This is a genomic window from Cupriavidus sp. D39 (assembly GCF_026627925.1).
GTDB classification, from domain to species: domain Bacteria; phylum Pseudomonadota; class Gammaproteobacteria; order Burkholderiales; family Burkholderiaceae; genus Cupriavidus; species Cupriavidus ulmosensis.
Genome location: NZ_JAPNLE010000009.1, coordinates 4866988 through 4889338, shown reverse-complemented (window position 1 = coordinate 4889338; position 22351 = coordinate 4866988). Strand labels below are relative to the sequence as shown.

Sequence of the window (22351 nt, the reverse complement as noted above, 5' to 3'; positions counted from 1 at the left end):
GGTGGATAAAGTCTGACAAGGATAACAAAAAGCCGTTCAGCCCCCGCCTGAACAACCCCTCGAGGGGGAATTGTGCGGATGGCTGAACGGCTGCGGCCCGCGCCGTCAGGAGCGGCGGGCCGTCGGGCTGTAGTACAGCTTAGTTCTTCGACTGGTCGACCAGCTTGTTCTTTGCGATCCAGGGCATCATGGCGCGCAGCTTGGCACCCACTTCTTCGATCTGGTGCTCAGCGGTCAGGCGGCGGCGCGAGATCAGGGTCGGCGCGCCGGCCTTGTTCTCGAGCAGGAAGCTCTTGGCGTACTCGCCGGTCTGGATGTCGGTCAGGCATTGCTTCATGGCCTTCTTGGTCTCCTCGGTCACGACGCGCGGGCCGGTGACGTATTCGCCGTATTCAGCGTTGTTGGAGATCGAGTAGTTCATGTTGGCGATGCCGCCTTCATAGATCAGGTCGACGATCAGCTTGAGTTCGTGCAGGCACTCGAAGTAGGCCATTTCCGGCGCGTAGCCGGCTTCCACCAGCGTCTCGAAGCCAGCCTTGATCAGCTCGACGGTACCGCCGCACAGCACGGCTTGCTCGCCGAACAGATCGGTTTCGGTTTCTTCGCGGAAGTTGGTCTCGATGATGCCGGCGCGGCCGCCGCCGTTGGCGGTAGCGTACGACAGGGCGATGTCACGGGCGGCGCCGGACTTGTCCTGGTGCACGGCGATCAGGTGGGGCACGCCGCCGCCTTGCGCGTAGGTCGAACGCACCGTGTGGCCCGGGGCCTTCGGGGCGATCATGATGACGTCGAGGTCGGCGCGCGGGATCACGGCACCGTAGTGCACGTTGAAGCCGTGGGCGAAGGCCAGTGCGGCGCCTTGCTTGATGTTGTCGTGCACTTCGTTCTTGTACACGTCGGCGATCTGCTCGTCCGGCAGCAGGATCATGACCACGTCGGCTTCCTTGACCGCGTCGGCCACTTCCTTGACTTGCAGGCCGGCGTTGACGGCCTTGTTCCACGATGCTCCGCTCTTGCGCAGGCCAACGGTGACCTTGACGCCCGAGTCGTTCAGGTTTTGCGCGTGGGCATGGCCTTGCGAGCCGTAGCCGATGATGGTGACGTTCTTGCCCTTGATCAGGGAGAGGTCGGCGTCCTTGTCGTAAAACACTTTCATGATCGTTCCTTCAGTCTTTCGTTTTCGTGTGTCGGGTTGGCGGCCACCGCCCGGCTAGTGCCGGCACCGGCGCCGCCCTTGGATACTGCAATCAGGTTCAGACCTTCAGGATGCGCTCGCCGCGGCCAATGCCCGAGCCGCCGGTACGGACGGTCTCGAGGATGGCGGCGCGGTCGATGGCGTCCAGGAAGGCATCCAGCTTGCCGCCGTTGCCGGTCAGCTCGATGGTGTAGGTCTTCTCGGTGACGTCGATGATGCGGCCGCGGAAGATGTCGGCGGTACGCTTCATTTCCTCGCGCTCCTTGCCGACCGCGCGCACCTTCACGAGCATCAGCTCGCGCTCGATGTGCGCGCCTTCGGTCAGGTCCACCACCTTGACCACTTCCACCAGGCGGTTCAGGTGCTTGGTGATCTGCTCGATGATGTCGTCCGAACCGCTGGTGACGATCGTCATGCGCGACAGCGAGGCGTCTTCGGTGGGGGCCACCGTCAGCGTCTCGATGTTGTAGCCGCGCGCCGAGAACAGGCCAACCACGCGCGACAGCGCGCCCAGTTCATTTTCCAGCAGGACCGAAATGATATGTCGCATTACAGGTCCTCCGCGCCAAGCAGCATCTCGGAGATGCCCTTGCCGGCCTGGACCATCGGCCACACGTTTTCAGTCGGGTCGGTCTGGAAATCGAGGAACACGGTACGGTCTTTGAGGCGGAAGGCTTCGCGCAGGGCGGGCTCGACGTCGGCCGTCTTCTCGACACGCATGCCGATATGGCCATAGGCCTCGGCCAGCTTGACGAAGTCGGGCAGCGCGTCCATGTAGGAATGCGAGTAACGGTTGTCGTACTCGATTTCCTGCCACTGGCGCACCATGCCGAGGTAGCGGTTGTTGAGCGCGCAGATCTTCACCGGGGTGTCGTACTGCAGGCAGGTCGACAGCTCCTGGATGCACATCTGGATCGAGCCTTCGCCGGTGATGGTCACCACTTCCTTCTCGGGGAAGGCTTTCTTGATGCCCATGGCGTACGGCAGGCCCACGCCCATCGTGCCCAGGCCACCGGAATTGATCCAGCGGCGCGGCTCGTCGAACTTGTAGAACTGCGCGGCCCACATCTGGTGCTGGCCTACGTCCGAGCAGACGAAGGCGTCGCCGTGCGTCAGTTCCCAGATCTTCTCCACCACGTACTGCGGCTTGATGATCTCGGAGGTGCGGTCGTACTTCAGGCAGTCCACCGAACGCCACTGCTCGATCTGCTCCCACCACTTGGCCAGGGCCTCGCGCTTGGGCTTGACGTCGCTGGCCTGCAGCTGGGAGATCAGCTCCTGCAGCACATCCTTGACGTGACCCACGATAGGAATGTCGACCTTGACGCGCTTCGAGATGGAAGACGGATCGATGTCGATATGGATGATCTTGCGCGGCTGAGAGGTGAAGTGCGCCGGATTGCCGATCACGCGATCGTCGAAACGCGCCCCGATGGCGATCAGCACGTCGCAGTTCTGCATGGCCATGTTGGCTTCATACGTGCCGTGCATGCCGAGCATGCCGACGAACTGCTTGCTGGTGCCGGGGAACGAGCCGAGGCCCATCAGCGTGTTGGTGACCGGATGGCCGGTCAGCGCGGCAAGCTGGCGCAGCTCGTCGCTGGCGTTGGCCAGGACCACGCCGCCACCTGCGTAGATGAATGGCCGCTCGGCGCCCTGCAACAGCGCGAGCGCCTTGCGGATCTGGCCCGAATGGCCCTTGTTCACCGGGTTGTACGAGCGCATGTCGATCGACTTGGGATACTCGTACTTGCAGGAATTGCGGGAAACGTCCTTGGGAATATCGACGACAACGGGGCCGGGACGGCCGGTCGCGGCGATATAGAACGCCTTCTTGATGGTCGCGGCGAGATCGCGGACATCCTTGACCAGGAAGTTGTGCTTGACGATGGGACGGGTGATGCCGACCGTGTCGCATTCCTGGAAAGCATCCTGGCCGATAGCGTGCGTCGGCACGTTACCGGTGATGATCACCATCGGGATCGAGTCCAGGTAGGCCGTGGCAATGCCCGTCACCGCATTGGTGACGCCGGGACCGGAGGTCACCAGGGCGCAGCCCACCTTGCCGGTCGCACGTGCATAGCCGTCTGCGGCATGAACCGCGGCCTGCTCGTGGCGCACCAGGATGTGCTCGATCTTCTTTTGCTTGTAAAACTCGTCGTAGATATACAGCACTGCGCCGCCGGGGTAGCCCCAGACGTACTCGACGCCTTCTTCGGCAAGTGCGTGAACGAGAATTTCCGCCCCGATCATTTCGGGTGCGGCGGATGAATTGCTGTCTGCGTGGAATTCCGCGCTGGGCATGTTCATTTTAGTCCTTTGCAATTTTCGGCAAAAAATTGTTCGGATGCTCTCTGCCGGGCTTGTGGCACGGGTTCAAGCGGTGCGCGTCTGCATGATAGACCGCCTCATAAGCGGCCGAATGAGACAACCACTGATGTCGTGTGAACCCGCGATGATACTGGATTGGATCGGGCTGGTCTACGGGCTTTTTTGTCCGGGGGGCATCGCGCCATCCGCCAAACGCCTGCACCACAGCCTGAGCCTGAATGACCACAAGAGAGAACAAGGATGGTCACCGGGGGGTTATTTGCTAGCATCCCACCATTTTGGACGTGCAAGAAGCCCTACCCTGCACATCCACCGGCCACGGCCCCACCGTCTGTACCCCGCCTGCATGGCAACCGATCAGGAACTATCCGACTTTCTCGCCAGCGTCGAGCGGCGCGCCTTCAAACAGGCCGTGTTTGCGGTGCGCGACGACGAAGCCGCCCTGGACATCGTCCAGGACGCAATGATCAAGCTCGCCGAAAAATACGGCGACAAGAGCGCCGCCGAACTCGCGCCGCTGTTCCAGCGCATACTGCAGAACACAATCCACGACTGGTTCCGCCGCCAGAAAGTACGCAATACCTGGGTCACCCTGTTTTCCAACCTGCGCGACGACCGCGAAGGCGAGGATAATGACCTGCTCGACACTTTCGAGGCCGAAATCGGTTCCGAATCTGCCGAAAGCAGCGCCGACAAGGTGGAACGCGCCCAGACCATGCACATCATCGAACAGGAGATCCAGCGCCTGCCGACACGTCAACGCGAAGCCTTCCTGATGCGTTACTGGGAGGATATGGACGTCGCGGAAACGGCTGCTGTCATGGGATGCTCCGAAGGCAGCGTCAAGACGCACTGTTCCCGTGCCACGCACACACTGGCGCAGGCATTGCGAGCGCGGGGGGTCCGACTATGAGCACCAGAAACGAAAAAGAAATCAACGAACGCCGCCTGGCACACGAGATCCGCACGGCACTAGATGCCTCTGCGAATGCGTTGCCGGACAATGTGACCGATCGGCTTGCCGCCGCGCGGCGGATTGCGCTGTCTCGCAAGAAGGCGCAAGCCGCCATCGCCGTGCCGCAACTGGCCTCGGCCGGGATGCCCACGCTCTCGTTCGACGAGGACGATTCGGCACTCCACCGCGCAGGCTTCTGGCTGCGCCGTCTTGGGCTGGTATGGACGCTGGTGGCGCTGGCCGCCGGGCTGGCGGGCATCTACCATTGGCAGCAGCAAAAGCGCGTCGATGAGCTGGCGGATGTGGACGCGGCGATGCTGCTCGACGACCTCCCGCCGACGGCCTACGCGGATCAGGGCTTCCACGTGTTCCTGAAGCGCGGTCAGTAGGCATGGCCCGCGCTGACTTCAACCCCGACGCACCGCGCCGGCGGCTGGCAGCCTTGCTGCTGGCCGGCCTGGCCGCCGCCACGACGATCTGGTCCCTGGTTCCGGCCACTTGCCAGGCGCAGGGCGGCCACGCTGGCAGCGCGCCCGCTGCCAGCGTGGCCAATGCGCACCCGACCTGGAACGAACTCAACGCCGTCCAGCAGCGCGTGCTCGCGCCGCTGGCAGGCGAGTGGAACAATTTCCCCGAGCTCAACCGGCGCAAATGGCTGCAGATTGCGGAGCGATACGAGAAGTTTTCGCCCGCCGAGCAGGCGCGCTTGCAAACCCGCATGACCGAATGGGTCAAGATGACGCCCCAGCAGCGGCGCCTGGCGCGCGAAAACTACCAGATCACGCGTTCGCTGCCCGCGCAGAAGAAGGCCGAGGCCTGGAACAAGTACCAGCAACTGCCGGAAGAGCAGAAGAAGAACCTGGCGGCCGCCGAGAAAGTGCCCCGCCGTCCCGGCGCGGTCAGCGCCCTGCCCTCTGGCAAGCGCCTGCCCGCCGAGACCGCCCGGCAACTGCACCTGGAAAAGAAGGCACCCGCCGGCGCCGCATCGACCAGCGCGCGCGCTCGCGTGCGCGATGCCGGCACGCCGGGGGCGGAGTCCCATGCCGCCATGCCAGGCGCCACCGCCGGCGCACCGGTGCCGACAGTGGACACGCCGCGCGAGGCTGCCACCGAGGCCACGGCCAGCAGCACCGGCGCTACCGCCAGTCCCGACGAGCCGGTGCGCCGCTGAACCGCTGCGCGGTTGTCCGGCCGGCTCGCCCCTACCCCCCATGCAAGCTACCCGCCCCACGCGCGCTTTGGCATAATGCCGCTTGCGCCGGCCTGGCCGCGCTCGCTTGCTGCCTTGCGGCCCGGCCCTCTCTGCCAGGCCTTGCCCTCCTCCGGCCTTACGGCCTTACCGCCTTATCGCCATGCCCGCCGTGACCAAGCCCACACCCAACGCCAAGCCGGCCGCATCCGCTGCGCCGGCTAGTCCTCCACGCCCGGCCGAGGCACCGACGATCCGCCGCCGCATCGCCTGCATGCTGTACGAGGGCGTGCTGCTGTTCGGCGTGCTGAGCGCCTCGACGGGGTCTACCTGCTGGCGCGCCCGGCGCTGCAGCAGCTTGGGCTGGACGGCCCATTCACGGTGCAGTGCTGGAGCTTCCTGGTGCTGGGCTGCTACTTCGTCTGGTTCTGGCAGCGCAACGGGCAGACGCTCGCCATGCAGACCTGGCGCATGCGGGTCGAGACGGCCGCGGGCGTGCCTCCGCGCTGGCCGCAGGCCACGCTGCGCTACCTGCTGGCATGGCTGTGGCTGCCGCCTTCGGCGGCGCTCGGGCATCTGCTCGGCCTGGTCAAAGGCCCGTTCGTCGGCGTGCTGTGCGCCGGCCTGCTGGCCTGGGTCCTGCTGGCCCTGCTCGACCCCAGGCGGCAGTTCCTGCACGACCGCCTGGCCCGCACCCGCCTGACCGACCTGCGCCCGCCCAAGCCATGAACCTGTCGGCCGCCGCCTTGCGCCGCATCGCGGTGGCATTGCAGGCCGCCGTGGCACTGGGCTGCGCCGCCGAACTCCACGCCTGGCACGGCTGGCCCCTGGCCGCGGGACTGCTGGCCGGCATTAGCGTGGTGCTGGCGATACTGGGGTTGTCCGTTGCCGGCGCCTTTGCCTTTACATTGCGCGGCCTCGGCGAGCCCGCGGCGACACGCCCCCGATCCCTGCTGCCCTGGAAGCCACCCGGCCGGCCCGCTTGACGCCATGGCAGGCGCTGGCCTGCTACCTGCGCGAATACGCTGCCGTGTTCCGGATGTTCAACTGGCTGCAGCCCTTCTGCGCGCACCGCCGCTTGCGCCCGGCCAAGGACCCGTTCTTGCGCCCCCGCTGCTGCTGGTGCACGGCTACGGCTGCAACCACGCGGTCTGGCTCGACATGCAGCCAGCGCTGGCGGCGGCCGGCTACCACTGCGAAGCGATCGACCTGGACCCGGTCTTCGGCGACATCGACCAATACGCCCTCGAAGTGCGCGCTGCCATCGCGCGCATCGCCGCCACCACCGGCCAGCCACCACTGCTGCTCTGCCACAGCATGGGCGGCCTGGCCGCACGCGCCGCGCTGGCGGGACGCGGCAAGCCCCCACCCTGCCGCGGCATCGTCACGTTGGGCACCCCGCATCATGGTAGCGTGCTGGCGCGCTATGGCAGGGGCTTCAATGCCCGGCAGATGCGCTGCGGGAGCGCCTGGCTGCGAGCGCTGGCCGCGCGGGAGATGCGGCTAGCGCCCCGGCAACGCGTGGCGCTGGTGTCGATCTTTAGCTGGCATGACTCGATTTCCGGGCCGACGGGGACCTCCTGGCTGGAGGGGGCGCGGCATATCGCGCTTGGCGGGATTGGGCATGTCAGTTTGTTGCGGCATCCGGTGGCTACGCAGGCGGTTTTGCGGGCGTTGGCGGAGTTGTCGGAGGTGGCGCCGGCTTCTTGATTGCGGGGGGCGGGGGGGGGGGGCGGGGTTTTTGCGCCTCTAGCCCCGCTGACGCGGGTGGGTCTCTTGTGGGCGGGGTTTTCGCTCTTCTAGCTGCTGGCGCGGCTGGGCGGTGTTGCCGTTTTAGAACGTGTGAGATGTCACTTTTCTTTACTCGTAAAGAAAAGTAACCAAAAGAGCGATCCTTGCAGGAGGCTGGCGTGGCGTCATTGGGGACCCCAATGGTTTCGTCGTACGGCCCCGGGTGCTAATGACCTAGTGCCGTTACCAGTTTAGATCATCACGACGCTGCCAATGCCCAGGGTTTCGTGGTGGCCCCCACCGGTAGCCACCACCACGAATTTCAAGCCGTCTGTCGCTCGCGGCGCGGGCGGCCACGAAGTTGCAAGCGTCCCGTTTTCGTCGTGGGCGCGGTGGCACCGAAAAAATAATTCCGAGGAGATTACCACCGCGCCCACCCCACCACGAAACCATCACGGCGTGATATATCGTGGTGCTTCGCACCGGTACCGGCAGATGGATGAATGAGCAGGGATGCCGCTACCGAGCAGTCTCACCACGAAGCCAGCGTCATCCGCAGGATCGTGGCCATTTGAACCGGTAACGGCATGAGGCCATTAAAACCCGGGGCCTGACGACGAAACCACCGGGCTGCGCAACCCCGACACGCCAGCCTCCTGCAAGGATCGCTTTCTCTTGGTTACTTCTCTTTACGAGTAAAGAGAAGTGACATCTCACATGTGTGTAAACGGCCAACCCCGTACAGCCGCGCCAGCAGCTAGAAGAGCGAAAACCCCGCCCACACACGCATCCCCCGCGTCAGCGGGCTAGAAGCACATACCCCCGTTCTTTAACTTTCATATGACATTCACGCTCCCGTCACACGCGACAGGCCCAATGCAGCCATCGTCGCTACCGGGGCCGCCATGGTTCAAGCTCTTCGTTCTGCCTGCGGACGTCTGGCCAAGGCCACGCAACTGCTGCGCAGCCGCACCACCGAGTCGCAATCGCTGCCGCGGCCCATGTCATTGCCTGCCGCGCTGGCCGCCTTCATGCCACCGGCCAGCGACTTGCAGCAACGGCCTGGGGCCCGGTCCGCAACCGCTCCCGCCAACGCCGCGCCTCCCGAACCCACCGCCCACTCCCAGCAACCGTCCCATCCCATCCGCCACTACCGCGCCATCTGGCTGTCCGACATCCACCTCGGCACGCCCGGCTGCCAGGCCGATTACCTGCTCGACTTCCTCAAGCACAATGAATCGGACCAGCTCTACCTGGTCGGCGACATCATCGATGGCTGGCAGCTGCGCCGCGGCTGGTACTGGCCGCAAAGCCACAACGACGTGGTGCAGAAGCTGCTGCGCAAGGCGCGCAAAGGCACCGAGGTGATCTACGTGCCGGGCAACCACGATGAGGTGGCGCGCCAGTTCGACGGCCTCGCCTTCGGCGATATCACGGTGCGCGAGGACGCCGTCCACGTCACCGCCGCAGGAAAGCGCCTGTGGGTGGTGCACGGTGACCTGTTCGACGGCGTGGTGCAGCATGCGCGCTGGCTGGCTTACCTGGGCGACTCGCTCTACACCCTGATCCTGGCGGTCAACCGCCACTTTAACCGCATCCGCGCCCGCCTGGGCTTTCCCTACTGGTCGCTGTCGCAATACCTGAAGCACCAGGTCAAGAACGCGGTCAACTACATCAACTCGTTCGAGCAGGCGATGGTGGATGAGGCGCGCCGGCGCGGCTGCGACGGCGTGATCTGCGGCCATATCCACAAGGCCGAGATCCGCGAGGTCGACGGCCAGCTCTACTGCAACGACGGCGACTGGGTGGAGAGCCTCTCCGCCCTGGTGGAGACGCAGGACGGCGAATTGCAGATCGTCTACTGGACCACGCTGCTCGATGCGCCGGCCACGGCTGGCCGCCGCGCCACCGCCACGGCCTGACGAGACTTTAGCGCGGCATCCGCCACGCCGCCACCCGAACACCGGTATTGCCGTGGCCTCGCCGAGGCCGGCCACCCACGCGGCCTGGCCGCAAGGAGCAGCTATGAAGATCCTGATCGTCACCGATGCCTGGGAGCCGCAGGTCAATGGCGTGGTGCGCACGCTCAAGTCCACCCGCCGCGAGCTGATCGCGATGGGGCACACGGTGGAGCTGATCACGCCACAGGAATTCACCACCATTCCCTGCCCGACCTATCCGGAGATCGCGCTGTCCCTGTTCGCCGGCGCCAGGGTCCGCGAGCGCATCCGCGCCTTCGCGCCGGACGCGCTGCACATCGCCACCGAAGGCCCGCTCGGGCTGGCGGCGCGCCGCCATGCGATCCGCGAGCAACTGCCGTTCACAACCGCCTACCACACGCGCTTTCCGGAGTACGTGCAGGCGCGCTTCGGCATTCCGCTGGCCTGGACCTACCGCTTCCTGCGCTGGTTCCACGGCCCGGCGCGCGCCGTGATGGCGCCGACGCCGGTGGTGCTGCAAGACCTGCATCGCTTCGGCATCACCCACGGCGTGCTGTGGACCCGCGGCGTCGATCTCGATGTTTTCACCACCCAGCAGGCTAACGTGCTCAACACGGCGCACCCGATCTTTCTCTACGTTGGGCGCGTGGCCGTGGAAAAAACGTGGAGGCCTTCCTCGCGCTGGACCTGCCCGGTTCCAAATGGGTGGTGGGCGACGGGCCGGCGCTCGCGTCGCTGCGCGCGCGCTATCCGGGAGTCAACTACCTGGGCGTGCTGAGCCAGCCGGAGCTGGCCAAGGTGTATGCTTCGGCCGACGTCTTCGTATTCCCCAGCCGCACCGATACGTTCGGGCTGGTGCTGCTCGAAGCCCTGGCCAGCGGGCTGCCGGTGGCGGCATATCCGGTGACCGGGCCGATCGATGTGCTCGGCCACAGTGACGCCGGGGTGATGCACGAAGACTTGCGTGAAGCTTGCCTGGAAGCGCTGCGCATCGACCGCGCCACCGCTCGCGCCCATGCCGAACGGTTCTCGTGGCGCGCCGCCTCCGAGCAGTTCCTGACTCACCTGCAGCCGCTGCCGGCCGTACGCGCGACCCCCAACGGCACTACCGGCACCGCTGCCCGCCCCTCTTCCGAACATGCCGACTCCGCATCGCACACCGTCCAAACCGCACCGCCCGCCGGCGCCGCAGACCGCCACCCCGGCCCCGGATTCGCCGAGCAACGACTACACGATTGAGCAGAACCCCCACAAGGGCAACCGCGGCCTGGCGCGGGCCTGGCATGCCGGCATCAACTCGGTGTCCGGCCTGCGCTATGCGGTGCTCGAAGAAAGCGCGTTTCGCCAGGAGCTGACGCTGGTGGTGATCCTGACGCCATGCGCCTTGCTGCTGCCGGTCGGCATCGTCGAGCGCATCCTGCTGCTGGGCACCTTGCTGCTGGTGCTCATCGTGGAACTGCTCAACTCCAGCGTGGAGGCCGCCGTGGACCGGATCTCGCTGGAGCGGCACAGCCTCTCCAAGCGCGCCAAGGACTTCGGCAGCGCCGCGGTCATGCTGGCGCTGGTGCTGTGCGGCGGCACCTGGCTGGCCATTGCGGGGCCGATCGTGGTGGACTGGCTGCGCGCGCTGGCGGCCTGACAGGCTCGCGGCGCAAGCCCGGCACCAGCGGACAAAGCGCCGCGCGGACAGGGCCAAAGGCGCTTGCGGCATTGCGGCGAACGGCGATTGCTTATAATCGCCTTCAACTTACCGAATTGCCGCTCGCCCGGTCGCCCATGGAACCCAAACAGCAAGCCGGCCCCCGCCGCACCCGGGACCGCATCCTAGACGTCTCGCTCCGCCTGTTCAACGAGGTGGGCGAGCCCAACGTCACCACCACCACCATTGCGGAAGCCATGGAGATCAGCCCCGGCAATCTCTACTATCACTTCCGCAACAAGGACGACATCATCAACTCCATCTTCGTGCTGTTCGAGCAGGAGATGGAGCGCCGCCTGAAGTTGCCCGACGATCACAAGGCCACGCTGGACGAAAGCTGGGGCTACCTGCAGTACATGGCGGAGTTCCTGTGGAACTACCGCTTCCTGTACCGCGACATCAACGACCTGCTGGCGCGCAACCGCATGCTTGAAACCAACTTCAAGCGTATCGTCGAGCAGAAGAAACGCTTTGCGATGGAGATCTGCCGGCAGTTCCAGGAAGACGGCGAGATGGAGGCCACGCCCGAGCAGGTCGAGGCCATCTGCACCAATATCGTGGTGATCGCGACCTACTGGCTGTCCTTCCAGTTCGTGCAGCATCCGCGCCAGTACAACGACCCCGAGTTGATCCGCGGCTACCTGCACGGTGCCAGCTACCACATCTTCTCGATCCTTGCCCCTTACCTGCGCGGCAAGGCCCGCCAAGCGTTCGACAAGCAAGCCCGAGAATACGCTGCCGCCAGGGCGGCACAAACCGAAAAGGAAAAAACGTGAAGTCCGTTTGCATCTATTGCGGCTCCAGCCCCGGCAATCGCCCCGAGTACGCCGCCGCGGCGCGCGCCATGGGCAAGACCCTGGCCGAGCGCGGCCTTGCGCTGGTGTACGGCGGGGGCAAGGTCGGGCTGATGGGCACGGTGGCCGACGCCGTGCTGGCGAATGGCGGCACCGCCATCGGCATCATTCCGGATGCGTTGATGCAAAAGGAAGTCGGCCATCGCGGCCTGACCGAGCTGCACGTGGTGCGCAACATGCACGAGCGCAAGCAGATGATGGCCGACCGCGCCGATGCATTCATCGCCATGCCGGGCGGCGTCGGCACCTTCGAGGAACTGTTCGAGACCTTCACCTGGCTGCAGCTGGGCTATCACGCCAAGCCGGTGGGGCTGCTCAATGTGGAAGGCTTCTACGACAGCATGCTGGGCTTCATGCAGCACGCCGTGGACGAAGGCTTCCTGAAGCAGGTCCACAACGACCTGCTGCATGTGGCCCCCACGCCCGAAGGCATCCTCGACAAGCTCGCCAACGCGCCGCGCTTGCTGGTGGACAAGTGGCAGGAGAAGCGCGGGGAGACCTGATGGCGCTTCCCGCTGGCCCTGCCCAGGGCCAGTTAGATCGGCTTGAGTCCCAGCCCCGCCGCCATGCCGCGTTCTGGATCGAGCTGGTGAAGCTGGTGAAGCTGGTGAAGCTGGTGAAGCTGGTGTAGAAACCGGGACAGTAACGTCAGGCGAGCCCGGCTCAGAACGACGAGCCGGGCGCCTTCAGGAACGCGCTCTCCTGCGCCGTATCCTGCCGTCCCAGCACGGCGTTGCGATGCGGGAAGCGCCCGAAGCGCTCGATCACCGCGCGGTGCCTGATCGCCCATTCGACCACGTCCGCCTTGCCCTCGCTTTCGTCGCGCAGTGCCGTCATCAACCGCACGGCCGTGTTCTGGTCGGCAAGCGCCTCAGAATGCTCGAACGGCATGTAGCAGAACATGCGGTGGAACGCCGTTGGCAACAGGCGGTCGGCGCCGCTCTCCACCATCTGGCGGGCCGTTGCCAGCGCCTGCGGGTCGGAGGCGAAGCTGCGCGGGTCGTTGCGAAAGACGTTGCGCGGCACCTGGTCCAGCAGCACGATGCGTGCGCAAGCGCCTTCGGGGCTTTGCGCCCAGTCGGCATTCGCGCCCGCGTGCGTGGCGTCCCACAGTGGCAGCAAGGCAGCGCGGACCGTGGCGTCGAAGTCATCGGACTTGGTGAACCACACCGAGCGCGTTGTGTTCCATTCCGGCGAGGCAGGCGCGCCGAACCAGAAATCGAGTATGCGCCGGGCATCGGCAGGCAGCTCCGTGGCGGCTTCGAGATACGTGTCCGTCATGGTGTCGGGATCATTGGCTGGTTCGGTGGCTGGTTCGGTGGCCTTGCCCATCAACGCGGCACATTGCGCATCCAGTCGGCGGTGCCGAAGAAGGCCTGCATCAGGCGCAGCTGCAGGTCTTCGGGCAGGCCAACGTCCTGCATGGCCAGCGCCATGCAGCGCATCCACTGGTCGCGCTCGCTGGTGCCGATCTCGAACGGCATGTGGCGCGCGCGCAGGCGCGGGTGGCCAAAGCGCTCGATGAAGTGGTTGGGGCCGCCCAGCCAGCCGCACAGGAACCAGAACAGCTTGTCGCGCGAGCCGTCGAGCGAGGCGGGATGCAGCGAACGCAGGCCCTTGAACTCGTCCTCCAGATCCATCAGGTCGTAGAAACGGTCGACCAGTTCGCGCACGCGCGCTTCGCCGCCGATCAGTTCATAGGCAGTGACTTCCGGGGCGGCGTCGGAGGCCGCGGATGCCGCATTTTCAGGCTTGGAATCGGTACTCATAAACACTCAAAGATGGTTCAGGCTTCAGGTATCACGCATCACGCATCACGCATCACGCATCACGCAGCGTGGCCAGCGCGGGCTGGCGCAGCACCTCGCGCAAAACCAGCCAGCCGCCCGCGAAAGCGCACAGCATGCCAGAAAGCACACCGGCCGGCACGATCCAGCCGTTGAAGCGGTAGGGAAAATCGAACACGAACTGCGACAAGCCCCAGCCCACCGCGATCGCGCCCAGGCTGGCCAGCAAGCCCGCCAGTCCGCCCACCACCAGGAACTCCGCGTACTGGGTCTGCCGCACCACCGCGGCAGATGCGCCCAGTGCCTTTAGCAGCCCGGCATCGCGCTTGCGCTCGTCGCGCGCGCCGGATAGCGCCGCGTAGAGCACGGTCACGCCGGCCGCGAGCGTGAACACGAACAGGAACTCGACGGCGGCGATGACCTGGTCGAGCACGTCCTGGATCTGGCGCAGGATCATGTCGGTGTTGACCACCGTGATGTTCGGGAAGGCCGCCACCATCCGGTTGCCCAGCGCGGCTTGCGCGGGCGCCAGGTGGAAGGCGGTGATATAGGTCTGCGGCAAGCCCTGCATGGCGGCGGGCGGCAGGATGACGAAGAAATTGACCCGCATCGAGCCCCAGTCCAGCTTGCGCAGCGAGGTCACCGGCGCCTCCACCGACTGCCCCGCCACGTCGAAGCGCAAGGTGTCCCCGAGCCGGATCCCCAGGGTCTTGGCGATGCCCTCCTCCACCGAGGCGCCGGCCTTGCCGGCGCCGAACCAGTTGCCGGCCACCACGCGGTTGCCGGCCGGCAGCGCGTCGGTATAGGACAGGTTGAATTCGCGCTCGACCAGGTTACGGGCGCGGCCATCGGCGAAGCGATCGGCGCGCACCGGCTGGCCGCCGATATGTGTCAGGCGGCCGCGCACCATCGGGTACAGCAGGTCGGCGATGCCGGCGTGCTCCAGCATGCCCGACAGGGGCGCGCGCTGGTCCGGCTGGATATTGATGACGAAGCGGTTGGGCGCGTCCGCCGGCGTGGCGTTGCGCCAGGAGGCGATCAGGTCGTTGCGGGTCATGCCGAGCAGCAGCAGCGCCATCAGGCCCACTGCCAGCGCCACCGTCTGCAGCACCGTCACGCCGCGGCGGCGCTCCAGCACCGCCAGCGCAAAGCGCCAGCCCACGCTACCGCGCGCCAGGCGCCCACCGCGCATCAGCCGCGACAACAGGCTCAGCAGGCCCAGGGCCAGCAGCGCGAACACGACACCAGCGGCGGCAAAGCCGCCCGCGGTGGTCAGCCCCAGCTTGAGATCGCGCGCGGCCACCAGCAGCAGCGCCACAAAGGCGCCCAGGCCGAGCCCGTAGGCGATCCAGGTCGAGACCGGCGGCGCGCCGACATCGCGCCGCAGCACGCGCAGCGGCGGCACCCAGGTCAGCGCCAGCAGCGGCGGCAAGGCAAAGCCGGTCAGCAGGACGACGCCCGCCAGCACGCCAACCACGGCCGGCAAGGCGGAAGGCTGCGGCAGCGTCACGGTCAGCAGGTTGCCCAGCGAGAGCAGCAGGCCGTAGTGCGCCAGGTAGCCCAGCGCCACGCCGGCCACCGCACCGCCCACGCCCAGCAGCAGGAACTCCAGCCCGAAGGCCAGCAGGATCTCGCGGCGCGACAGGCCCATGCACTTGTACACGGCGCAGGCATCCGTATGGCGCTGCATATAGCGGCGCGCCGACATGGCGATGGCCACCGCGGCAATCATCGAGGACAGCACCGCCACCAGCGACAGGAAGCGCTCGGCGCGGTCCAGCGTGGCGCGCATCTGCGGCTGGCCGGATTCCAGCGACTCGACCCGGGTGTTGCGCAGCGCGCGCTTGTCGATCTGAGCCTCGGCCCACTTCTGGTAAGCCTGCGCGGCGGCGTCGGGGCCGGCTACCAGCAGGCGGTAGGAGACCCGGCTGCCCCACCCCACCAGCCCTGTGGCCGCCAGGTCAGACAGCGGCAGCATCACACGCGGTGCAAAATTCATGAAGCCGGCGCCGCGATCCAGCTCCTGCGTGATGATGCGGTCGATGCGAAAGCCGCGGCTGCCCAGCTGGATGGTGTCGCCCATGGCGACGCCAAGCGAGTCCAGCAAGGCCTCGTCCACCCAGACGGTGCCCTCGGCGGGGATGCCGGTAGCGGCGGCTTCCGGCGCGCCGGGCCCGGCCGCTACCTTGAGCTGCCCGCGCAGGGGATAGCCGGGGGCGACCGCCTTGAGCGCAGCCAGTTGCGAGGGGGCGTCGGCCGGTGCCCCGCTGGCCGCGCGCGGCCCCTGCGTTGTTGCGGCTCTGCCCGGCGCGTGCGCGCTGGCCATGCTCGGGAAGGTGACCGTCTGCGTGGTGGCCAAGCCCGCTTGCGCGGCGTGACTGGCGAAGACGGCATCGAACGGCTGGTCGGACACGATCAGCACATCGGAGGCGATCATCTGGCGCGCGTCGCGCTCCAGCCCCAGGCGCATCCGGTCGCCCAGGAAACCCACGCTGCTGAGCGCCGCCGCGGCCAGCACCAGCGCGAACAGCAACAGGCTCAGCTCGCCGGCGCGCCAGTCGCGCCGCGCCATGCGCAAAGCCTGGTGCCAGGGCGAGAAACGCGTCGGGCGGGCGCCGGACGATGCCGCTACGGTAGTTGCGGTTGCTGCTGCGGGAACGTGCTGGGAAGCGGGTTCTGAAGACATTGATCTCTTATCTCTAATCGCTAATCTCTTGTCCGTGCACATGCAGGGCGGCGGCCAGCCGGGCAGGCCGCGGGCCGGGATTGGCGCCACGGCAGGATACCAGCGGGTGGATCCCGGCGCGCATCCGCCGGACCAGGGCCAGATTATGGCCGGATTGGGCAAAGCGAGGGGCGAACCCGCCACTCAGTGCCGGGGCTGGCGCCCCGCCGGCGAGGCTGCCGGCGCACGCTTGGCCAGCGCGTCGCGCAAATGGCGCAAGCCCCGCCACAGCTTGGGCAGCAGCCACGCCGCCACCAGCAGCAGCACGCCCAGCACCACCAGGAACACCACGGGCAGGAAAAAGCCAGCAGCAGTCCGCTGCTGGCGGCAACGTCCTCGCTCAGTGAGGCAGCCCAATTCGAAAACGGTTCCGGGGAGACGTTGATCAGGGCGCGGGTGCCGGCCTTGGCGGCATGGGCGGTGCCGGCCAGCGTGCCGCCCACCAGCCCGGCGGCGACCATCCATTGCGGATCGAGCTGCCCGAAGGCCGCGGCGGCCAGGATCGCGCCGGCGGGAATGCGGATAAAGGTCTGGATGCTGTCCCAGAAAGAATCGAAGCCCGGCACCTTGTCGGCCACGAACTCGGCCAGGGCCAGCACCGCGGCCAGCGCGATCACCCACCACGATTCCAGCGCTTGCAGGCCGGGCGGCAGGTGCAGCCAGCCCAGGCGGCCCAGCGCGCCAGCCGTGAACACGGCCAGGTAAAGGCGGAATCCGCTGGTCCAGGACAAGCCCGCGGCCAACGCGGCCGTTTCTAGCATGGCGCTCCTTGCAGGGTTTGTCTGGCGGGCATGCAGCCCCGCCTACCTAACCAGTGTAATACGCGCGCGCTCAAACGGCCGGGATCCGGTCCTCCCTGGTGGACGGCGTCAGCCGTCTTCCTTGCCGTCGGGGCCGTACCAGGGAGTGCCTCTTGCGGCGTCAGGATGCCGTCGGGCTCGGCCATGGCGTAGCCGGGAAGCGCCTCGATGCGGCGGCGCAAGGCCGGGTCGGCCATATGCGCCAGCAGGCCATGCGCCCAGGGCGTGATCTGGTCGTTCTTGCGCAGCGCCAGGTAGTAGGCCTCGCGGGTCAGCGGCACAAAGGCCAACCCATGGGCCTCGGCATTCATGCGCAGGCCGAATCCCACCTCGGCGCGGCCGGCGTGGACCGCTTCCGCCACCTTCTCGTTGCTGAACTCGGGGGTTTCATAGCCGACGATCTGGTCCGGGAACAGCCCCTCGGTGGCCAGCAGCTGGTCGAACAGCATGCGCGTGCCCGAACTGCGCTGGCGATTGACAAAGCGAACCCGGGTGCGGGCCAGGTCGCGCAGGTCGTGGATCTCGCGCGCGAGCCCGGGCGCGACGATGAGGCCTTGCTCGCGCCAGGCCAGGCGGATCAGGCGCACGGCGGCCGGACGCAGCCATTTACGCAGCGTGACGTGGGCCACGGAGCCAGCCTTCTGGATCGGCGAGACGTAGAAGCCCGCCAGCTCGGACTGCCGCTCCTGCAGGCAGATCAGGCCCTCCACGCTGCCGCAGAACACGGTGTCGAGCTGCAGGCCGCCCGGCGCATCGCGCAGTGCCCCCGCCAGGACCTCCATGGCCGGATCGTGGCTGCCGGAGAAGCGGATGCGGGTCTGCGGCTGGGCCGCGTCGTCCAGGTCCGCCAGGAAATCGACCATCGCCTTTTGCACGATCGGGTCGATCGCATCGCGCAAGCGCCCTTCGGCGCGCAGCAAGCGCTCGCCGAACAGCGTCAGCGACGCCCCCGGCCACGCTCCATGTCGAGCATGCTGCGCCCAAGCATTTCCTCCCATGATCGCATCACGCCCCAGGCGTGCCGGTATGACAGCCCGATCTCGCGCGCCGCGCGATGCAGGGAGCCGGTCTCGCGCACTGCCTTGAGCAGCTGGAACACCTTGGCATTGGAACGCGGATTGTCGTCCGAGGCCACTACCGGGAACAGGTCAAAGCGAAATGTCATATGAAACGCCTTTCATATTTACTTTAGAGATGTGGTTCATCGAGAATGCAAGGCGCTGATTTCCACGTATTTCGCTGCATTCTCACCGATCTCATGAGTTTGTGGCAATTATGTTTCTGAAAACATAAGACAAGGAGACTCCATGCAAGCCGTCGCCAAACAAAGCCTTTTGGGTCACTTACCGACCCGCGCCGCGCGCAACCTGGGACTGGTTTGCCTGGTCTGCCTGACGGGCGCCGCTGGCGCCTTCGCTGGCGAACTCAAGCTGGCCACGACCACCAGCACGGAAAACTCCGGCCTGCTGAAATTCCTGCTGCCCAGGTTCGAGCAAAAGAGCGGCGTGGCCGTCAAGGTGATTGCGGTGGGCTCGGGCAAGGCGATGAAGATGGGCGAGATGGGCGACGTCGACGTGCTGCTGGTGCACGCTCGCAAGATGGAAGACGCATTCATGGCCGCGGGCTACGGCGTCAACCGCCGCGACGTCATGTACAACGACTTCATCGTGGTCGGCCCGGCCAGCGACCCCGACCGCCTCAAGGGCGGCAAGGACGTGCTAGCCGGCTTCAGGAAGATCGCCGCCGGCAGCACCAAGTTCATCTCGCGCGGGGACAACTCCGGGACCGACGTGATGGAGAAGGACTACTGGAAACAGGTGGGGATCGAACCCAAGGGACAGCCCTGGTATGTGAACGCGGGGCTGGGGATGGGTGAGGTGCTGACCATGGCAGCGCAGATGCCGGGCTACACGTTGTCTGATCGGGCCACCTACGGCGCTTACCGCGCCAAGACCGGGTTGGCGATCCTGCTGGAGGGCGATCCCAGGATGTTCAACCCGTATGGCGTGATCGCCGTGAATCCGGCCAAGCATCCTGGCACGAATTACACGGATGCGATGAAGCTGGTGGAGTGGATTACGTCGAAGGAAGGGCAGGACGCCATCGCGGCGTACAAGGTGGAGGGGGAGCAGTTGTTTTTTCCGAGTTATAAGGGGAAGTGAGGGGGTGTTGGACAAGGGCAGAACCGTTGGCTCTTGGTTTGTGGTTGGGTTTTGATTTTTGCGGCGTTGGCTTTTGGGCCCAAGAGCCGTACGACATCCCCTGCGGGGGCTGCCGGTCACTTTTCTTTGACCGGCAAAGAGGGTGAGGACAAATTCAGGCATTGGTCAATCGGCGTACGAGCAAACGTGCCTGAGCTAGCCAGACCCAGGCGGTTGCGCTGGCGATGCTGCGATCGTGATGCATGATCAGGCGGCGCGAGCGCTCGTTCCAGGCATGGGTGCGCTCCACCACCCAGCGCATGGGCAAGGTGGGGAACGTTTGATCCAGCGGCCACAGGGACTGCTGCGCATCGTGCCAATGCCCAGCCTTGGGCGGGCGACGCACGATGTGCACATCCAGGCCGTGAGCTTGCTCAAGGGCGGCGGCACAGCGCCTCGCATACGCCGAGTCGGCAAACAGCCGCTGCAACGTGCCGGCCTTGGCGCAAGCTTGAGCCACCACCGTTGGCGCTGCGTCGCGATCTTGCACGCTAGCGCTGGTAATGCATACCGCCAACAACAGCCCTAGCGTGTCCACCACGATATGTCGCTTGCGCCCTTTGACCTTCTTGCCCGCGTCGTATCCTTGGCCTGCCCCCTGCGGCGAGATCCGGGTCGACTGTGAATCGATGATGGCGGTTGTGGGCTGGGCCTCGCGCTGGATGCGCCTGCGCCATTGCTGGCGCAGGCGCTCGTGCAACTGCTCGAACTTGCCTTGCGCGCTCCAACGCAGGAAGGCCTTTTGCACGGCCGGCCAGGGTGGAAAGGACTCGCGCGGCAGCATGCGCCAGGAGCAGCCCGTGCGCAGCACGTAGCAGCACGCATCGACCATGCGGCGCCTCTCGTACACCGCAGGTCGTCCCCGATGTCCCTCTGGCCGTTCGAACAGGTCGGCCGCCAGCGCCCATTCGGCATCGGTCAGGCAACTGGTGTACTTGCCAGGATCGGCCGGCTCCAGGCGATGAGAATCGCTGTAGCCGTAATGCGCGGACTCACTGGGCTTTGCATAGAGTACAGCGCTGGGTTGCGCAACTCGCTTCAATCCAGCGCGGCGCAAAGCCGCCGCCAGCGTGACCGTGCTGACCCTGGGGCCACCTTGCTCGGCAAGGCTTTGGGCCAACTCCCTCATCGTCGCGTTCGGATGGCCTCTCACCAGTTCCCGCAACTGCGCGTGATGCTCCTCGTCTATGGCCAAGGGCCTTCCCATCTTCCCCATGACTGCATCTCCATGTTCAGTTTAGGAAGAATAGGTCTTTCTTTTGTCTCCACCGGCGTGTGTCAAGGTAGTTGTCGCCTCAGCCGTTACGCTGCTTTCTTGCAATCCCCCACGTTTTGCTGCGCTCGTTCCGGGTTCAGGTACACGGCATCGACTAGCTGCCAGTTACGGATGCCCGCAGCCCAACGCTGCGGGTTCCGGGCTCGCGCGGCCTGATACAGCGCCGTGCGCTGCGCCAGCAGGGCAGTGGCTTTGCCCTGATGCCGCTGGCTTGGCGTGACGTATTTCAGGCTGCTGTGGCGGTGCTCGTCGTTGTACCAACGCACGAAGCTCAGCACCCAGGCACGCGCTTGCTCCAGGCTCTCGAACGGGCGCTCCGGCCACAGCGGGCAGTACTTCGCCGTGCGGAACAACGCTTCGGCGTAGGCGTTGTCGTTGCTCACCCTGGGCCGGCTGTAGGACGGCACCACGCCCAAGTCATACATCGTTGCCAGCATGCTCGCCCCCTTCATGGCCGTGCCATTGTCCGAGTGCAGCACCAGCGGGCGGCCCGCCGTCTGCTCGCGCAAACAACCGTGCATCAGCAGACGGCTGGCATGCTCGGCCGACTCGCTCTCATGCACCTCGTTGGCGACCAGTTTGCGGCTGTAAATGTCCTTCATCATGTACCAGTAGAAGAACCGTCCCTTGACTGTGGTCGGTAGCCAAGTGATGTCCCAGCACCAAACCTGATTCGGACCTTCCGCCCGGTGCGTCGTCAACGGACGAGCGCTCGGGGCCTTGCTGCGGCCACGCCGTCTGCCTTGTCCCGCCGCCTTCAGGATCCGGTAGAACGTCGATTCCGACGCCAGGTAGATCCCTTCGTCCGCCAGCTTCGGCACGATCTGGTGCGGCGTCAGGCTGGCATAGCCAGGCTGGTTCGCCGCCGTCAGCAATGCCTGCCGTTCCGCTTCGCTGAGCTTGTTGGCAGGCGCGTCGCGACGCGCCTCAAGCCGCTTATCGGCAGGGGCATGCCGCCAGCGCTGCAAGGTTCGCTCGGTCAAGCCCAGCGCTTCGCAGGCCATTGCCTGTCGCGCCCCGGCGCTCACCGCTTCATCGATCAACTGTATGGCTTCAAAGCGATCCGGGGTGCTGATCAGTCTTCCTCGTCCCGTCCCCAGATCGCTGCGGCTTTTTTGCAGTACCAGCAGCGCTGCCGTTTCCGCCAGCGCCGCATTCTTGCGCTTGAGCTCGCGCTCCAGTTCTCGTACACGCTTCTGCGCCGCTTCGTCTTCCCGGCGCTGCGCCAGGCTTCGCTTGGCCGGTGCCACCGCATTAGCCTGCTCGCACGCCTCGCGCCATTGCCGGATCTGCTCCGGCTGGATGCCCTTCATCCGGCAGTATTCCGACAGTTCCGCCTCACTCAGTGGCGCCGTCTCCAGCACCACGCGAAACTTGTCCGCACTGGACCATTGATCACTTTGCTTCCCGTCACCCGGCACAATTCTTCCTGCAGCTCTCGCCATCTCGCGCCAAGTCCGCAAGGTCACTGTCGTGATCCCCGTGGCCTTGGCCAACTCCACTACCGATCGGTTAAGCGGAGGCATCATCTGCTCGACCGCCCACTCCCGGCGCTCGGCCGTATATCGTTTCATCTTCCAGTCGCACACCACCCTCCATTTTGCTTCATCAAAGAAGACGGAGAGTCGAGTGGCCCGAGGGAACTGCCCCCTCAGGCTCTCACAGATC

The 22351-nt window shown here is 65.9% G+C and carries 19 protein-coding genes and 4 pseudogenes; 13 read left to right on the top strand and 10 right to left on the bottom strand.

Going from position 1 to position 22351, the window contains the following annotated elements; all coding sequences use genetic code 11:
- Positions 1 to 139: 139 nt before the first annotated feature.
- The 3 genes from ilvC to OMK73_RS34815 form a co-directional block, all read right to left on the bottom strand.
- A complete protein-coding gene (gene ilvC / locus OMK73_RS34825; protein ID WP_267605988.1) occupies positions 140 to 1156 on the bottom strand; it encodes a ketol-acid reductoisomerase in 1017 nt (338 codons plus the stop codon).
- Between the two features lie 97 nt (positions 1157 to 1253).
- Positions 1254 to 1745 (bottom strand): acetolactate synthase small subunit, encoded by a 492-nt coding sequence (gene ilvN / locus OMK73_RS34820; RefSeq protein WP_267605987.1) that lies wholly within the window; start codon positions 1743 to 1745, stop codon positions 1254 to 1256.
- Positions 1745 to 3505 (bottom strand): acetolactate synthase 3 catalytic subunit, encoded by a 1761-nt coding sequence (locus OMK73_RS34815; RefSeq protein ID WP_267605986.1) that lies wholly within the window; start codon positions 3503 to 3505, stop codon positions 1745 to 1747. The genes ilvN and OMK73_RS34815 overlap by 1 nt, the downstream gene beginning before the upstream one ends.
- A gap of 367 nt (positions 3506 to 3872) precedes the next feature.
- On the opposite strand from OMK73_RS34815, the gene OMK73_RS34810 reads away from it, so the two are divergent.
- The 12 genes and pseudogenes from OMK73_RS34810 to OMK73_RS34755 all read left to right on the top strand — a co-directional run bounded on the left by OMK73_RS34810 (position 3873) and on the right by OMK73_RS34755 (position 12525).
- A complete protein-coding gene (locus OMK73_RS34810; protein WP_006156852.1) occupies positions 3873 to 4439 on the top strand; it encodes an RNA polymerase sigma factor in 567 nt (188 codons plus the stop codon).
- Positions 4436 to 4870: a DUF3619 family protein gene (locus OMK73_RS34805; protein WP_267605985.1), complete on the top strand. Its 435-nt coding sequence runs from the start codon at positions 4436 to 4438 to the stop codon at positions 4868 to 4870. Before OMK73_RS34810 ends, OMK73_RS34805 begins: the two co-directional genes overlap by 4 nt.
- Positions 4871 to 4872: 2 nt before the next feature.
- Positions 4873 to 5652 carry a DUF3106 domain-containing protein gene (locus tag OMK73_RS34800; RefSeq protein ID WP_267605984.1) on the top strand — a complete coding sequence of 260 codons (780 nt, stop codon included), beginning with the start codon at positions 4873 to 4875 and terminating at the stop codon, positions 5650 to 5652.
- Between the two features lie 181 nt (positions 5653 to 5833).
- Positions 5834 to 6399 (top strand): annotated as a pseudogene (locus OMK73_RS34795) (RDD family protein).
- Positions 6396 to 6656 (top strand): hypothetical protein, encoded by a 261-nt coding sequence (locus OMK73_RS34790; RefSeq protein WP_267605983.1) that lies wholly within the window; start codon positions 6396 to 6398, stop codon positions 6654 to 6656. The pseudogene OMK73_RS34795 and the gene OMK73_RS34790 overlap by 4 nt, the downstream one beginning before the upstream one ends.
- Positions 6657 to 6792: 136 nt before the next feature.
- Positions 6793 to 7380 carry an esterase/lipase family protein gene (locus OMK73_RS34785; protein WP_267605982.1) on the top strand — a complete coding sequence of 196 codons (588 nt, stop codon included), beginning with the start codon at positions 6793 to 6795 and terminating at the stop codon, positions 7378 to 7380.
- A gap of 926 nt (positions 7381 to 8306) precedes the next feature.
- Entirely contained in the window at positions 8307 to 9323 is a 1017-nt protein-coding gene (locus OMK73_RS34780) for a UDP-2,3-diacylglucosamine diphosphatase (protein ID WP_267605981.1), read from the top strand.
- Positions 9324 to 9426: 103 nt separating this feature from the next.
- Positions 9427 to 10580: pseudogene (locus tag OMK73_RS34775) on the top strand (glycosyltransferase family 4 protein).
- Positions 10480 to 10980, top strand: coding sequence for a diacylglycerol kinase (locus tag OMK73_RS34770; protein WP_267605980.1), 501 nt, complete (start codon positions 10480 to 10482; stop codon positions 10978 to 10980). The pseudogene OMK73_RS34775 and the gene OMK73_RS34770 overlap by 101 nt, the downstream one beginning before the upstream one ends.
- Positions 10981 to 11117: 137 nt before the next feature.
- Complete coding sequence (locus OMK73_RS34765) at positions 11118 to 11816, top strand: TetR/AcrR family transcriptional regulator (RefSeq protein WP_267605979.1); 699 nt, start codon at positions 11118 to 11120, stop codon at positions 11814 to 11816.
- Positions 11813 to 12397: a TIGR00730 family Rossman fold protein gene (locus OMK73_RS34760; protein ID WP_267605978.1), complete on the top strand. Its 585-nt coding sequence runs from the start codon at positions 11813 to 11815 to the stop codon at positions 12395 to 12397. The genes OMK73_RS34765 and OMK73_RS34760 overlap by 4 nt, the downstream gene beginning before the upstream one ends.
- Positions 12397 to 12525 carry a hypothetical protein gene (locus OMK73_RS34755; protein WP_267605977.1) on the top strand — a complete coding sequence of 43 codons (129 nt, stop codon included), beginning with the start codon at positions 12397 to 12399 and terminating at the stop codon, positions 12523 to 12525. Before OMK73_RS34760 ends, OMK73_RS34755 begins: the two co-directional genes overlap by 1 nt.
- Before the next feature lie 32 nt (positions 12526 to 12557).
- Here OMK73_RS34755 and OMK73_RS34750 read toward each other — a convergent pair whose 3' ends face one another.
- From OMK73_RS34750 to OMK73_RS34730, 5 genes and pseudogenes are all read right to left on the bottom strand, one after another.
- On the bottom strand, positions 12558 to 13175 hold the full coding sequence (locus OMK73_RS34750) for a DUF924 family protein (protein WP_267605976.1): 618 nt from the start codon (positions 13173 to 13175) through the stop codon (positions 12558 to 12560).
- A gap of 50 nt (positions 13176 to 13225) precedes the next feature.
- Positions 13226 to 13663 (bottom strand): group II truncated hemoglobin, encoded by a 438-nt coding sequence (locus tag OMK73_RS34745; protein WP_267605975.1) that lies wholly within the window; start codon positions 13661 to 13663, stop codon positions 13226 to 13228.
- Between the two features lie 52 nt (positions 13664 to 13715).
- The gene (locus OMK73_RS34740) at positions 13716 to 16253 is read right to left on the bottom strand and encodes an ABC transporter permease (RefSeq protein WP_267606626.1); all 2538 of its coding nucleotides are present in this window, start codon (positions 16251 to 16253) and stop codon (positions 13716 to 13718) included.
- Positions 16254 to 16550: 297 nt separating this feature from the next.
- Positions 16551 to 17167, bottom strand: a pseudogene (locus OMK73_RS34735) (DUF4126 domain-containing protein).
- A 108-nt stretch (positions 17168 to 17275) separates the two neighbouring features.
- Positions 17276 to 18371, bottom strand: a pseudogene (locus OMK73_RS34730) (substrate-binding domain-containing protein).
- A gap of 142 nt (positions 18372 to 18513) precedes the next feature.
- Here OMK73_RS34730 and OMK73_RS34725 point away from each other — a divergent pair.
- Positions 18514 to 19368 carry a substrate-binding domain-containing protein gene (locus tag OMK73_RS34725; RefSeq protein ID WP_267605974.1) on the top strand — a complete coding sequence of 285 codons (855 nt, stop codon included), beginning with the start codon at positions 18514 to 18516 and terminating at the stop codon, positions 19366 to 19368.
- Positions 19369 to 19522: 154 nt separating this feature from the next.
- Here the strand turns inward: OMK73_RS34725 and OMK73_RS34720 are convergent, their stop codons facing one another.
- Positions 19523 to 20623 carry an IS5 family transposase gene (locus OMK73_RS34720; RefSeq protein ID WP_267605973.1) on the bottom strand — a complete coding sequence of 367 codons (1101 nt, stop codon included), beginning with the start codon at positions 20621 to 20623 and terminating at the stop codon, positions 19523 to 19525.
- A gap of 86 nt (positions 20624 to 20709) precedes the next feature.
- Entirely contained in the window at positions 20710 to 22257 is a 1548-nt protein-coding gene (locus OMK73_RS34715; RefSeq protein WP_267605972.1) for an IS3 family transposase, read from the bottom strand.
- Positions 22258 to 22351: the final 94 nt, after the last annotated feature.